Genomic DNA, 13,676 nt, shown 5'->3' with positions numbered 1-13,676 from the left:
CGGGCGAAGCGCCGTTGCCGGTCCCATTGCAAGTGCGGGGGGGCCGCCCCGGGGCCCCCCGGGCCCGAGATCGGGTTGCGGAGACCGTAGGGCCAGGCCGCGAGCATCCCGAGCCAGCCGAGCCCCGCGATGACCCCGAGCCGTCCTGCTGCGGCGGCGCTGGCCGCGAGGCGCGGCCGGCCGGGTGAAATCGTGCGCAAGCGCGGGAGCAGGCGCACGCCGACGATCCCTGCGGAGAGCGGCAGCAGGAAGACGAGCCCGCCCGGCCGGAACGCCAACGCGGCCCCGAGCGCTGCGCCGGCGGCGAGAACCCGGCGAAGCCCGGGGCGCGGCAACTCGTCGCACGCATGAAGCAGGGCGAGCAAGAGCCACGGATAGGCCGCGGCGAACGGAATGTCCTTCGAGTTCGCGAAGCCGTGGCCCCACCACGGCGGCGTGGCCAGGAGCAGCGCGGCGGCGAGGAACGCAGCGCGAGGTCCCCGCAGGCGACGCGCGAGCAGCGCGGTGCCGGCGACCCCCAGCAGCGCGATGAGCGCGTTGACGAGATGGCGCGTCTCGACCGGATCGAACGGGAGCGCCGACGCGGCGACCTCGGCGACGGCCTCGAAGAGGCCGCCGTAGAGATACAGGTCCCCGGCGCTCCCTCCCGTGAGGGCGCCCGCGTCGTTCCCGCCGGACGTGAACCACGCGACGACGTCCCGCCCCAGCTCCCGCTGCACGCGTTCGTCCCAGGTCGATCCGTAGTCCCGGAAGGTCGCGGCCACGACGATCCCGGCGACGAGGAGCAGCGCGGCGGCGGCGAGGTCCCAGCCGGCGACGGGGCGCAGCCTGCGCCAGCGGTGGAGCCGGGAGAGGAGCACGGACCGTATGCTACCGGCAATTCCCGTCGATCGCGACCGGCCACCCGCGGGCCGCCCGGGCTTCGTCGCCGCCGCGAACGTGACGCGTGCCGTTCACGGCACCTGCCGATGGTCATCGCGGGTCAGCAGCTTCTCGAGCCACACGACGAGGCAGGTGAAGAGATACCGGCTCACCATCTCCTTCCGCTCCCACCCGTCGTGCAGAACGCGGCCTATCCCCGGAGGGCCGACGGGCGACGCCGCCTGAGCGACCGCTCCCGGATCGCCAGCGCGCCGAGCACCAGCGCGCCCGCGAGCGCGAGCGCCCAGCCCGCGATCCTGGGAGGTGTGGTGCCGAAGCGGACCCGTGCCACATGGCGACCTTGCGGCACGAAGAACGCGACGAGCCCTTCCGGCTGCGGCCCGAACGGCCACTCACGACCGTCCAGCGTGACCTCCCACCCCGGGAACACGTACCAGGGAACGACGGCGAACCCGTCGCCGAACGGGGACGCGACCTCGAACGTCACGTCCGTCGTTCCGGACGCCCGCACGGCCCCGATCTCGACCCCGAGGCCACCTGGGACGGGGCCGCCCGGCACCACGCTCGCCGCCTCGATCGTCGCGTGCCGCGGCAGGTACTCGTCCTCGTTCCCGAAGCTCGCCGACCAGGGATCGGCCGCGACGGTCGCCGCGATCGTGCGATCGTCGAACACGGGGAGCTGCTGCTCCACCGTCCGCTGCGAAGCCGAGACCGCCACGGCCGCTGCCGCCATCGCCGCTGCCAGACCCGGGCCCACCCAGCGGTGGCGCATCGCGAACAGGTGCACGAAGCCGGCGCCGGCCGCGGAGAGGAAGAGCGTCGCCGGGCCGAGGAACCGCCACGGGAACTGGACCAGCGCGAGCGGCGGGACGGCAGCGTACAGCGGACGGGTCACGGAGGTCGTGAGCGCGAGCGCGGCGGCGCCCAGGCCGAGCGCGACCAGGACGAACCTGCGCTGAGTTTTCCCGAGGAGCGGCGCCAGCAGGACGCTGAGGGCGACCGCGGCGAGGAGCAGGAGCCCGACCTGGAAGCTCATCTCGTCCGCGAGCGGATCCGGCAGCGACGGGCCGAAGCCCCATCCCGGATCGAGCCACTGCGCAGGGTGGACGAAGTGAACAAACGGTGAGTAATAGCCGACAAACGCGCGCCCAGCCCGATCGGGCGAGAGCGCGTCCCACTCCGCGATGGAGGGCAGCCAGTAGAACGCCGAGAGGGCCGCTCCGAGCGCGGCGGCTGCGAGGATCCGCCCGACGGCGGCCCGACCGCCGCCCGCCTGCACCACCCTCACCAGCGCGTAGACCGCCGCGAACGGAGCGATCATGACGGCGCCCAGGAAGTGCGAGAGGACGACCGACGCGGAGGCGCACGCCAGGAGCGCCAGACCCCGGACCGAGAGCCGCTCGACGAGCCGGTCGATGGCGAGGAACACGAACGGGAGGGCGGCGAGCGAGGTGAACTCGGCCGTCGCGCCGCGCACGTAGAGATCCACGAAGTGGTACGGGGCGAACAGGTACAGGATGCCGGCGACGAGCGCCGGGGAATGCCCGAGGTGCGGGCGGACCCAGAGGTAGACGCCCAGCGAGCCCAGGAAGAAGAGCGCGAGGATCGTCAGCTTCGCCGCGAGGAGGAGCGGGACACCGGCCGCGTGCGCGTAGGCCACCAGCAGCGAGAAGGCGGGCGGGTAGTAGTTGAAGAGGGGGATTCCCTTGCCGAGATATCCCGTCGAGAGCCACCGCGGGTAGAGGTCTCCGGCCGCGATCTCGTAGTAGGCCGCCAGGGCGCGAGCGAGCGGACGGATCTTCTCGTGGCTCGTGAACCAGCCTTCGTTCACGAGGGGCTTGCAGCACACGACGGCGAGGAGGGCCAGGACACCCACAGCCACCCACCCCGTGCGACGGGTGGCGCTCGAGCTCGCGGCGACACTCCTCTCCTCGGCCGCGGGCCCGTCGGTTTCCATTGCGAACAGTATATGCGGTCGAACCGCGCGCCCCTAGCTCGTGCCATGATTCGCGCCAATGGACGCGCGCCGACAGCGCGCCGCGTGGGCGGCGGTGACGACCGCGGGCGTGCTGCTCGCGTTCGCGCCGGCGGTCCTCGGCTTGCGCACCCTCTCGCACCGCGACACCGACCGGCTCTACGCGCCGGTCCGGACGCTCGTCGTCGAGGAGCTTCGCGCGGGCCGGCTCCCGCTCTGGGATCCGTACGAGGGGACGGGAAAGCCGCTCTTCGCCGAGGGGGTCCACTCGGTGCTCCACCCGATCTCCCTCGCCGCCGCGGCGCTCGCGCCCTCGAGCATCGACTTCCTGGTCCTCGCCTACCTCGTCGCGGGCGCGCTCGGCGCGTTCACCCTCGCGAGGACGATCGGCGCCTCCCCGCCGGCCTCCGCGGGCGCGGGGCTCGCGTTCGCGCTCTCCGGCTTCTCCGCCTCGATGACCGGGAACCTCGTGTTCCTGGCCGGCGCCTCGACCCTCCCCTGGCTCGTCGCCGCGGCCAGGATGGCGGGCGCGGGGGCGCGCTGGGGCGCGCCGCTGGTGGCGCTCGCCACCGGCTGCGCCTTCCTCTCCGGCGACGCCCAGACCACCCTCGTCGGCCTCGCCCTCGGAATCCTCCTCGCCGCGGACGCCGGCGGTCCGCGCGGCGCGGCGCGCGCGCTCGCTGGCATGGTCCCCGGCGTCCTCCTCGCGGGCGTCCGTCCGTTCTACCGCTCCACGCTCGCGGCCGGGCTCCCTCACCTCGTCGCCGGGCTCGCCGCGCTCCTCGCGGTGGATCGCTTGCGCGACGAGCGGGCGCGCGCAGCCGCGCTGGCGCTGCTGGTCGCGCTCGCCCCGGCGGCCGCCGTGTATCACGGCGCGCACCTCGGCGCGCCCGAGGTCCGCCGCTTCACCACTCCCATGCGGCTCGAGACCGACTCCCCTGCCCCGCGCATCGCCCACCCCGTCACCGCCCTGTACGACCATCGCGAGCACCCGGATCACGTGGACGCGAGCGCGCGCGTCGCCTCCCTCGTCCTGCTCCTCGCCGTCCGGGCCGCGCGGCGGCGAGCTCCCGCCTCCGTGCGATGATCGCGCACCGGATGAATCCTCGCCGACAGCGCGCCGCGTGGGCGGCGGTCACCATCGCGGGCGTGCTGCTCGCCTTCGCGCCGGCCGTCGCCGGGGTTCGCACGCTCTCGCAGCGCGACACGGATCTCCTGTACGGGCCGATCCGGACGCTCGTCGTCGCGGAGCTCCGCGCCGGACGGCTGCCGCTGTGGAACCCCTACGAGGGGACCGGGAAGCCGCTCTTCGCCGAGGGGATCCACTCCGTCCTGCACCCGATCTCGCTCGCGGCCGCCGCGGTCGCCCCGTCGAGCGTCGATTTCCTGATCCTCGCGTATCTCCTCTCCGCCGCGCTCGGCGCGCTCGTCCTGGGCTCGACGCTCGGCGCATCGCCGGCCGCGTCCGCGGGCGGCGCGGTCGCGTTCGCCCTCTCCGGCTTCTCCGCCTCGATGACCGGGAACCTCGTGTTCCTCGCCGGGCTCTCCACCCTCCCCTGGCTCGCCGCTGCGGCGAGGGCTGCCGGGGCGGGGGCGCGCTGGGGCATCGTCGCGACCGCGCTCGCCACCGGCTGCGCCTTCCTGTCCGGCGACGCGCAGGCCGCCCTGGTCGGCCTCGCGCTCGGGACGCTCCTCGCCGCCGACGCCGGTGGAGCGCGCGGGGCGGCGCGCGCGCTCGTGGGGATGGGCGCCGGCATCCTCCTCGCGGGTGTCCAGCTCGCCGCCACGAGTGAGCTCCTCCCTCGCACCTACCGGAGCCTCGAGCTCCCCGACGAGCAGAAGACGAAGTGGGCGCTCGCGCCCGGGCGACTGCTGGAGTGGGTCATCCCCGGACTCTGTCGTGGACCGCTGGACGAGGTGCCCGTGGCGCCCTCCGGCGCCTGGCTGGACCCGGTCTTCGCGGAGAGCGTCTACCTGGGGGTGCCGCTGCTCGTCGCCGCGGCCATTGGCGCGAGCGCTCGCTACGACGCGGGCCGGCGCCGCACCGGGCTCGTGCTCGCGGGCGCGGCGACGATCCTCCTCTGGCTCGCGCTCGGCCACCACCTCGGGGCACGCCAGCTCCTCGACGCGGTCCCGATCTGGAGCCGCTTCCGGTATTCCGAGAAGCTCATGGGGCCCCTCTCGCTCTGCGCCGCCGCGCTCGCCGCGCTCGGCGCCGACGCCTTCGCGGCCGCGCCCCTGTCGCGGGCGTGGCGTCGCGGGCTCGCCGCGGCCGCCCTGACAGCCGGCGCAGTGCTCCTCGCGGTGTCTCGCGCCCCCGCCCCCACGCAGGCGATCGCGACCCGCCTCCTCGGAGACGCCGGCCCCTTCTACCACTACACGCTCGGGCGAGGTCTCCCTCACCTCGTGATCGGCCTCGCCGCGCTCCTCGTCGTCGATCGCCTGCGGTCCCGCCGGGCACGCACAACAGCCCTCGCGGCGCTGCTCGCGCTCGCCCCGGCCGCGGCCGTCTACCACGGCGCGCACCTCGGCTCCCCCGCCGTCCGCCGCACCACCTCGCCCTTGCGGCTCGAGGCCGACGCCCCGACCGCGCGCATCGTCCACCTCCAGGAGCGGTTCGTCGGCGGAGACGAACCGGACGGGCCGGTCGAGGCGAGCGCGCGCGTCGAGGCGCTCTTCCTCGGCCCTTCGCTCAACGTCGCCCGCCGCGTGGACACGATCGAGCCCTACGGCGCGTTCGAGCCGGGGCGTGTGACGACGCTCGCCCGATCGTTCGGGGATGGGTGGTGGCGCGCCTTCCGGCGCTTCGGGCTGACCCATGTCGTGCTGCAGACGCGGCCTCGTCCAGAGCCGGATCCCGCCGCCGCGGCGTTCGCCGTCGAGGGCGGCCGGCTCGTCCAGCGCGACGAGCGGCTCGGCCTCGAGCTCTGGGCGGTGCCTCACCGGCCGTGGGCCTTCTTCGCCCGGCGCGCCCTGGCGACGGAGCGACCTCAGGCCGCCCACCGCGTCCTCCTCGACCTGATGGAGCGCGGCGACGACGGCACGGTCGTCGTGGAGGCTCCGGCTCCACCCGCGACCGCTCCGGGGCGCGTCCTCCGCGTCGAGCGCGGGACCGACACGGTTCGCGTGGAGGCCGAGTCGCTCGGGCCGGCGCTCCTCGTCGTCCAGGACGCCTATTGGCCCGGCTGGCGCGCCTCCATCGACGGCCAGCCGGCGGAGGTCCTCGCGGCCGACGTGCTCGTCCGCGCGGTCCGCTGGCCGCCGGGGCGCCATCGGCTCGAGCTGGTCTACGCCCCCCGCGAGCTCCAGGTCGGCCTGGCGCTCTCCGCGGTCGGCGCCGTCCTCGTGCTGCTCCTCGGCGTCCAGGCCGCGCGACGGGAACTCCCCGTCCCTGTGCGATAATCGCCCGCAGGATGGATCCGCGCCGACAGCGCGCCGCGTGGGCGGCGGTGACCATCGCCGGCGTGCTGCTCGCGTTCGCGCCGGCCGTGGCCGGGGTCCGCACGCTCTCGCAGCGCGACACCGACTTCCTCTACGCGCCCGTCCGGACGCTCGTCGTCGAGGAGCTGCGCGCGGGCCGGCTGCCGCTGTGGAACCCGTACGAGGGGACCGGGAAGCCGCTCTTCGCCGAGGGGATCCACTCCGTCCTGCACCCGATCTCGCTCGCGGCGGCCGCGCTCGCCCCCTCGAGCATCGACTTCCTCATCCTCGCCTACCTCGTCGCCGCCGCGCTGGGGGCGTTCGTCCTCGCCTGGACGCTCGACGCTTCCCCGCCGTCGTCCGCGGGTGCCGGGCTCGCCTTCGCGCTGTCCGGCTTCTCGGCCTCGATGACCGGGAACCTCGTCTTCCTGGCCGGCCTCTCCACCCTCCCCTGGCTCGTCGCCGCGGCGAGGGCCGCCGGGGCGGGGGCCCGCTGGGGCACGGTCGCGACCGCGCTCGCCACCGCCTGCGCCTTCCTCTCCGGCGACGCCCAGGCCGCCCTCGTCGGCCTCGCCCTCGGCGTCCTCCTCGCCGCGGACGCCGGCGGCCGTCGCGGCGCTGCACGCGCGCTCGCCGGCATGGGCGCCGGCGTCCTCCTCGCGGGGGTCCAGCTCGCCGCCACGAGCGCGCTCCTCCCCCGCACCAACCGGAGCCTCGATCTGGAGGACTGGGAGAAGACCCGCTGGGCGCTCGAGCCGGGGCGGCTGCTGGAGTGGGTCGTCCCCGGCCTCTTCCGCGGCCCGCTCGACGAGGTGCCACCGGGAGCGGGGCTCCGGCTGGACGAGCTCGTCTTCGCGGAAAGCGTCTACCTGGGCGCGCCGCTGCTCGTCGCTGCGGCCCTCGGCGCGAGCGCTCCCGCCGACGCGCGCCGGCGCCGCACCGGGCTCGTGCTCGCCGGCGCGGCGGCGATCCTCCTCTGGCTCGCGCTCGGCCACCACCTCGGGGCACGTCAGCTCCTCGACGCCGTCCCGGTCTGGAGCCGCTTCCGTTACTCCGAGAAGCTCATGGCGCCCCTCTCGCTCTGCGCCGCCGCGCTCGCCGCGCTCGGCGCCGACGCCTTCGGCGCCGGGCGCCTGTCGCACGCGTGGCGACGCGGGCTCGCCGCGGCCGCCCTGGTCGCCGGCGCGACGCTCCTCCTGCTGCGCCTCGCGCCCGAGGCGACCGCCGGGCTCGCCACCCGCGCGCTCGGCGACGCCGGCCCCTTCTACTGTTCGACCCTCGCCGCCGGCCTCCCGCACCTCGTGGTCGGTCTCGCCGCGCTCCTCGTCGTCGAGCGCCTGCGGTCCGACCGCGCGCGCACGGGGGCCCTCGCGGCGCTCGTCGCGCTCGCCCCGGCCGCGGCCGTTTATTACGGCGCGCACCTCGGCTCGACGGACGTCCGCCGCTTCGCCTCGCCCATGCGTCTCGAGGCCGACTCCCCGAGCCCGCGCATCCTCCACCCGCTGGATCGGATGCACGACCCGCGGGATCCGCTGGGGGCGGTGGACGCGACCGCCCGCACCGAGTCACGCCTCCTCGGTCAGGCCATCGGCGTCGCCCATCGCGTGGACACGATGGAGCCCTACGGCGCGTTCGAGCCACGCCGGTTCGACACGCTCCAGCGTTCGCTCGGCGACGGCTTCGCGCTGGCGTGCCGGCGCTTCGGCCTGACGCACGTCGCCCTCCAGCCGATCCCGCACGCGAACGCGTTCGACGTGCTCGCCGGGCCCGCCGTAGTGGGGGGCCGGTGCGTGCAGCGCGACGAGCCCCCCGGGCTCGAGGTCTGGGCCGTCCCTCACCGGCCCTGGGCCTTCTTCGCGCGGCGCGCCGTGAACGCGGAGCGGACCCTGGACGCGCGGAAGCTCCTGCTCGCGCTCGTCGCGCGCGGCGACGACGACACCGTCGTGGTCGAGGCGTCCGCGACACCGCCCACCGCGCCGGGGCGGGTCCTGGGCGTGGAGCGCCGCGCCGGGTCGGTCCGGATCGAGGCCGAGTCGCTCGGGCCGGCCCTCCTGGTCGTCCAGGACGCCTGGTGGCCGGGCTGGCGCGCCACCGTGGACGGGCGGCCGGTCGAGATCCTCGCCGCGGACTTCCTCGTCCGCGCGGTCCCCTGGCCCCCCGGGCGCCACCGGCTCGAGATGACCTACGATCCCCCGGAGCTCCGCGCGGGGCTCGCGCTCTCCGCGCTCGGGGGCGTCCTCCTCCTCCTCCTCGCCGTCCGCGCCGCGCGGCGCGGACGGCCCGCCACCCCGACATGATCCGTACCTCTCCGAGTGTGAAGCCGGCGGGGCTCGCCGCGTTCCTCGCGGTCGTCCTCCTCACGCTCGCGCTCTTCGCGCCCGCGCTGAGGAACGACCTGCTGCTCTGGGACGACGCCGGGTACATCTGGCAGAACCCGCACATCGCCCGGCTCGATCTCCACACCGTCTCCTGGGCCTTCGGCGAGTACTGGTGCAACTACTGGGCGCCGCTCACCTGGCTCTCCCTCGCCCTGGACCGCGCGATCTGGGGGTTGGATCCCGTCGGCTACCACCTCACCAACGTCGTCCTCCACGCGCTGAACGCCGGGATGTTCCTGCTGCTCTCGCTCCAGCTCGTCCGCGCGCACCTCGCGCCGGGTGACTCGGCGGGACGCGACGACCGGCGCGAGCGTTTCGCCCTCGTGGGCTCCGTCCTGGCGGCGCTCGTCTTCGCGCTGCACCCGCTCCGCGTCGAGTCGGTCGCCTGGGCGACGGAGCGCAAGGACGTCCTCGCCCTCTTCTTCGGGCTCCCCGCCGTGATGGCCTACGTCCGGTACGCGCGGTCGGCCGCGCAGCGCGCCGAGCGGCAGCCTCGGTTCGCGCGCGCGGTCCTCGGCTTCGCCGCGTCGCCCCGCTACGGGGTCGCGCTCCTGCTCTTCTGCCTGTCGCTGCTCTCGAAGCAGCTCCTCGTGACGCTCCCGGCGATCCTGCTGATCCTCGACTGGTTCCCCCTCCGCCGGCTCCGCGAGGCCGGGGCGGCGCGGGTGCTCGCGGAGAAGGTCCCGTTCCTGATCGCCTCCGTCCTCGCGACGCTGATCAGCGTCGACGCCCAGCGGCCGCAAGCCATGCCCCTGGCGCAGTCCGGCGTCGCCTCGAGGGTCCTGAACGCGGTCCGGTCGGTCGCCAGCTACCTCCGGCTCACCGCCTGGCCCGCCGACGCGAGCCCCTTCTACCTGCACCCCGGGAACATCGCCACCATCGGTCCGGCGTACCTGGCCTCCGCCGCGGTCCTCGTCGCGATCACCGCGTGCTGCGTCGCCCGCGTCCGGCGCCGGCCGATCCTCCTGGCCGCCTGGCTCTCGTACCTCCTCGCCCTGGTCCCGGTCCTCGGGTTCACCCAGGTCGGGCCGCAGGCGATGGCGACGCGCTTCACCTACTTCGCGTCCCTCCCCCTCGCGCTGCTCCTCGGGGTCGCGGTCGCGACCGCCGCGCTCGAGCGTCCCGGTCGATGGCCCTCGATCCTGGTGGCGTCGGCGACCGCCCTCTGGCTGGTCGCGATCGCGTCGATGACCGTTCGGCACCTCGCCTTCTGGAAGGACGACGTGACGCTCTGGACCCGGGTCATCGACCTCGCGCCGCGCGCGTCCGGGCGGGCGTACCTGCAGCGCAGCGACGGCTGGATGCGGCGCGGCGAGCCGGCGCGCGCCCTCGCCGACGCGAACGAGGCGCTCGCCATCGCCCGCGCGAAAGGCTACCAGGCGCTGCACGAGCTCTACGTCACGCGGGCGGCGATCTTCGCGAGCATGGGCCTGGGCCGGGAGGCCGTCGCGGACTACACGAGCGCCCTCGAGTCGGCGGCCGGTCCGGCGCGGGTCGCGATCCTCATGGATCGGGGAGCCGCGTACCGATCGCTCGGCGAGGAGGCGCTCGCCGCGGCGGACCTCGAGGCGGCCGCCGTGCAGCGCTAGCGTGCGCGCGGCGACCCGGCGACGGCGGCGCCGGGACCGGACACGGCCTGCTTCTCGCGCACCGCGCGCTTCGACGCCTTCCACTGCTCGAAGGCGACCTTCATGCCCTTCCGGATCGGGAGCTGGTTCGTGAGCGAGAGGATGTGGGCGTGCGGGAACCCCGACGGCGGGATCTCGAACATGTGCTTGAGGACGCGGCCCATGCTGAGCAGCTCGAGGGAGGTCTCGTAGAACCGCCGCTCGCGCACCTCGGGCGTCATGGCCGGGTCCGGGTGCTCGAAGAGCGCGTAGGCGCCGTTGTAGTACTCCCAGCCGAGGTCCTTGTAGAGGTACGGCTCGTACTGGCGGCGCAGCTCGCTGCCGGGGTACGGGACGACGAGGGAGGGGTGCATGCTCACGCCCAGCCGCTCGGCCACGTCGACGGCGCGCCGGTAGTCGTCGAGCGAGTCCGCGCGCGAGCCGAGCATGAAGAAGAGCGAGACGTCGATGCCGTGATCCTTGAGCGTCCGCACCGCGCGCTCCCGGTCCACGCCCACCTTCCGATCCGCGCCGTACGCCTCGAGCCCGCGCTCCGAGATGGACTCCCACCCCACCCACACCGTGAACATCCCGGCGCGCCGCGCCGCGTCGAGCATGCGCGAACCCTGCGGCGACAGGACCGGGGCGAGGCTGCCGAACCCCATCCACTTCTTCTTGCTCCCCCGCAGCGCGGTGAAGAGCTCGATGGCGCGGTCCTGCTTGCCGAGCCACCAGATGTTCTCGTCGCCGTTGATGTACAAGCTGCCCGGGATGGCGTCGACGTCGCGCACCACGTCGTCGATCGGGCGCATGCGGATCCGGGAGCCGAAGTACCGGTTCACCGTGCAGAAGGTGCACTGGTACGGGCAGCCGCGCGCGGTGTTGACGATGCGGAAGCGGTGGTTCTGCTGCAGCATCCCGTAGAGCGGCGTGGGCAGATCGTCCAGGGGCCCCTGCTCACCGCGGTAGAAGGGCTGCAGCCTGCCGGCGCGGAAGTCCTTCAGCACCTGCGGCCAGACCGACTCGGCCTCGCCGATCACCACCGCGTCGGCGTGGGCCTTCGCCTCCTGCGGGAGCGTCGAGGCGTGGATCCCGCCGACGACGACCTTGATGCCCCGCGCGCGCAGGCCGTCGGCGATCCGGTAGCCGGGCACGGCCGTCGGCGTCAGCAGGCTGATCCCGGCGAGGTCGCACTCCAGCGTGTCGAAGACGTCCGGGGTGGCGCTCGCGCTGTAGAGCTCGATCTCGACGCTCGGGTCGGCCTTCCGCGTGAGCGCGGCCAGGTACTCGAGGATCGGCGGGGCGACTGGCGTCCAACCGAACGGCAACGGTGGCTTGATGATGCAGAGCTTCAAGTCGCTTCCTGGCCTCCCCGCTCCGGGGCGACGGGGCTCGCTTCGCTAGTGCTCGATCCGGAATCCGGAGTGGAAGGTCTCCACGCCGAAGGGAATGCCCCAGTAGCTGACGATCATGACCATCATCGCCAGGAGGGCGTACACGGCGAGCCGCTGCCCGCGCCACCCGAAGGTGATGCGCAGGTGCAGGTAGATGCCATAGACGAGCCAGGAGACGAGCGACCAGACCTCCACCGGATCCCAGTTCCAGAAGGTGCCCTTCACCTGGTTCGCCCAGAAGGCGCCCGAGACGATCATCACCCCGTACATCGTGAAGCCCGCGACCACGAACCGATAGCTCAGGTCGTCGATGGCCTGCGGGGAAGGCAGCCTGTCGTAGAGGCCGCCCTGCCGCTTCTGCTTGAGCAGGAAGATCAGTCCGAGGGCGGCCGCGATGAGCACCGAGCTGAAGCCGACGCTCGCCCCGACGATGTGGACCCACAGCCACCCGCTCTGCAGCGCGGGGACGAGCTCCGGCGCCGCGGCGGTCCGGAGCGTGCCGGCCCACCCCAGCAGGATGAAGGCGACCGGCAGCACCAGCACCCCCACCACGCGCACCCTCCGGTTCGCGAGCTGGACGAGGAGCGCCAGCAGGACGGAGACCCACACGCCGAGCGAGAGGGACTCGGAGATGGTGATGAACGGGTTCGCCCCGCTCGACCAGCGCACGGCGATGCTCGCCGTGTGCGGCAGGAACCCGGCGATCGCGGCGACGAGGCCGACCAGGAACAGCTTCTCGGTCTTGCTGATCAGGCCGAAGATGTAGCCGAACGCGCTCAGCCCGTAGAGGACGACCGCGCTCCAGAACAGCACTTGTTCGATCCCCATCGCAGCTCCACGCGCACGCCGCCGCGACTGACGTGCGCCAGGTCCATCGGGCCTACGCCGCTCGCCTTCGCGCGCCCTGGCGCACGCGACCGACGAAGGTCATGACCATGCCGACCAGGCCGAGGCAGAGGCTCGCCAGGATGACGCTGAGGCCGGGGTCGTAACGCACGTTCATGCCGACCCAGTAACGTATCTCTTTCGGGACGAACGTGAAATCACCGGCGTCGAAGCGGAAGCCCACGGGCACCGTGCCGGTCCGCTCGGCGCCGGGCTCGCCGTGTGGTCCGACGGACCACACCTCGAAGCTGACGTCCCCTGCTCGCTCCGCGACCGTGCTCGGGCGGTATCCCAGCAGCACGCCGGCGCGTGGCTGCTCCGGCGGAGGGGGAAACGGAAAGGGCGTGAGCCCCTCCGCCGTCCCCGACGCGTACAGGTACTTGCCGTCGGTTTGCTTCAGGCTCTGGAGCGGGACGTGGGCGCCGTAGAGCTCGCGCCCCTCCCGGTCGGACATGACGAGCAGGACGGAGTAGCCCTCCTTCTGGCTGAAGTACCGGACCCCGTCGAAGTCCAGGTGCTGGGTGACGTAGATGATCCGGTGCAGCAGCGCATCGCCGTCGCTCACGGCGAGCTCGTACGCCGCCTGTTTGTTCTCCCCGTCCACCCTGTAGTTCCGGTGCATCCTGACGAGCGTCGTCTCGCCACGGAGCCACGCGAAGTCGAAGAACCTGCCCTTGTCGATCCGGTCGTAGCTCTCGACACGGCCGTTCGGGAGGGTCTCGCCCTCGGTCAGGCGGAGCACGCCGTCGAAGAAGAAGAGCCTGTTGCAGACGATGCCCCCGAGCATCGCCGCGAAGCTCAGGTGGAACAAGATCATCCCGGCCGAGACGAGCGTCAGCTTCCTCTTCCACGTTCGGCTGAAGAACGCGGCGGCCGAGCTCACCGCGAGCAGCACGAGGAGCGCGTTGAACCAGAGCGTCGAGAAGATGACCTGCCCGGCCCGCGCGCGGAGGAACGTGACCCCGGCGACGCAACAGGCGAGGACGCCGACGAGGAGCGCGATGGCGAGCTTCGGCGAGACCAGGGACGAATAGGCCTCGTGCAACAGAGACCGAGCCCGCGGTGTCGCTGAAAGCGGCCCGCTCTCGTTGGTAGCCTCTTCGATCCTCACGATTGCTTGAATGATTGTTGCAGG

At 73.6% G+C, this 13,676-nt stretch carries 9 protein-coding genes; 4 read left to right on the top strand and 5 right to left on the bottom strand.

What is annotated here, in order from left to right; genetic code table 11:
* Both MNZ27_RS23895 and MNZ27_RS04050 read right to left on the bottom strand, forming a co-directional pair.
* The coding region (locus MNZ27_RS23895) for a glycosyltransferase family 39 protein (protein ID WP_242392756.1) at positions 1-860 on the bottom strand (860 nt) is incomplete at its 3' end.
* Positions 861-1,072: 212 nt separating this feature from the next.
* A complete protein-coding gene (locus tag MNZ27_RS04050; RefSeq protein WP_242392755.1) occupies positions 1,073-2,764 on the bottom strand; it encodes a 6-pyruvoyl-tetrahydropterin synthase-related protein in 1,692 nt (563 codons plus the stop codon).
* A gap of 133 nt (positions 2,765-2,897) precedes the next feature.
* Here MNZ27_RS04050 and MNZ27_RS04045 point away from each other — a divergent pair, with 133 nt between their 5' ends.
* The 4 genes from MNZ27_RS04045 to MNZ27_RS04030 are packed head-to-tail and all read left to right on the top strand — an operon-like array spanning position 2,898 to position 10,244.
* On the top strand, positions 2,898-3,944 hold the full coding sequence (locus tag MNZ27_RS04045; protein WP_242392754.1) for a hypothetical protein: 1,047 nt from the start codon (positions 2,898-2,900) through the stop codon (positions 3,942-3,944).
* An 11-nt stretch (positions 3,945-3,955) separates the two neighbouring features.
* Positions 3,956-6,259: a YfhO family protein gene (locus MNZ27_RS04040; RefSeq protein WP_242392753.1), complete on the top strand. Its 2,304-nt coding sequence runs from the start codon at positions 3,956-3,958 to the stop codon at positions 6,257-6,259.
* An 11-nt stretch (positions 6,260-6,270) separates the two neighbouring features.
* Positions 6,271-8,574 (top strand): YfhO family protein, encoded by a 2,304-nt coding sequence (locus MNZ27_RS04035; RefSeq protein ID WP_242392752.1) that lies wholly within the window; start codon positions 6,271-6,273, stop codon positions 8,572-8,574.
* A 17-nt stretch (positions 8,575-8,591) separates the two neighbouring features.
* Positions 8,592-10,244, top strand: a complete 1,653-nt coding sequence (locus MNZ27_RS04030) for a hypothetical protein (protein ID WP_242392751.1) — start codon at positions 8,592-8,594, stop codon at positions 10,242-10,244.
* Here MNZ27_RS04030 and MNZ27_RS04025 read toward each other — a convergent pair.
* From MNZ27_RS04025 to MNZ27_RS04015, 3 genes are read right to left on the bottom strand one after another with little or no spacing between them, the layout of a single operon-like run.
* Positions 10,241-11,617, bottom strand: coding sequence for a B12-binding domain-containing radical SAM protein (locus MNZ27_RS04025; protein WP_242392750.1), 1,377 nt, complete (start codon positions 11,615-11,617; stop codon positions 10,241-10,243). The two genes, MNZ27_RS04030 and MNZ27_RS04025, sit on opposite strands and share 4 nt — an antisense overlap.
* Positions 11,618-11,662: 45 nt before the next feature.
* Positions 11,663-12,484, bottom strand: a complete 822-nt coding sequence (gene ccsA, locus MNZ27_RS04020; RefSeq protein WP_242392749.1) for a cytochrome c biogenesis protein CcsA — start codon at positions 12,482-12,484, stop codon at positions 11,663-11,665.
* A gap of 52 nt (positions 12,485-12,536) precedes the next feature.
* Positions 12,537-13,586, bottom strand: coding sequence for a cytochrome c biogenesis protein ResB (locus MNZ27_RS04015; protein ID WP_242392748.1), 1,050 nt, complete (start codon positions 13,584-13,586; stop codon positions 12,537-12,539).
* Between the last annotated feature and the right edge of the window lie 90 nt (positions 13,587-13,676).

Origin of the sequence: Anaeromyxobacter oryzisoli (assembly GCF_022690765.1) — a bacterium.
In the GTDB taxonomy this organism is placed as follows: Bacteria; Myxococcota; Myxococcia; order Myxococcales; family Anaeromyxobacteraceae; genus Anaeromyxobacter; species Anaeromyxobacter oryzisoli.
This window is presented reverse-complemented; position numbering and strand designations above follow the sequence as displayed.

What these genes read in the sequence shown, in the direction of transcription:
- ccsA (WP_242392749.1), bottom strand. Translation starts at nt 12,484, where the DNA reads ATGGGGATCGAACAAGTGCTGTTCTGGAGCGCGGTCGTCCTCTACGGG.
- MNZ27_RS04045 (WP_242392754.1), top strand. Translation starts at nt 2,898, where the DNA reads ATGGACGCGCGCCGACAGCGCGCCGCGTGGGCGGCGGTGACGACCGCG.
- MNZ27_RS04035 (WP_242392752.1), top strand. Translation starts at nt 6,271, where the DNA reads ATGGATCCGCGCCGACAGCGCGCCGCGTGGGCGGCGGTGACCATCGCC.
- MNZ27_RS04040 (WP_242392753.1), top strand. Translation starts at nt 3,956, where the DNA reads ATGAATCCTCGCCGACAGCGCGCCGCGTGGGCGGCGGTCACCATCGCG.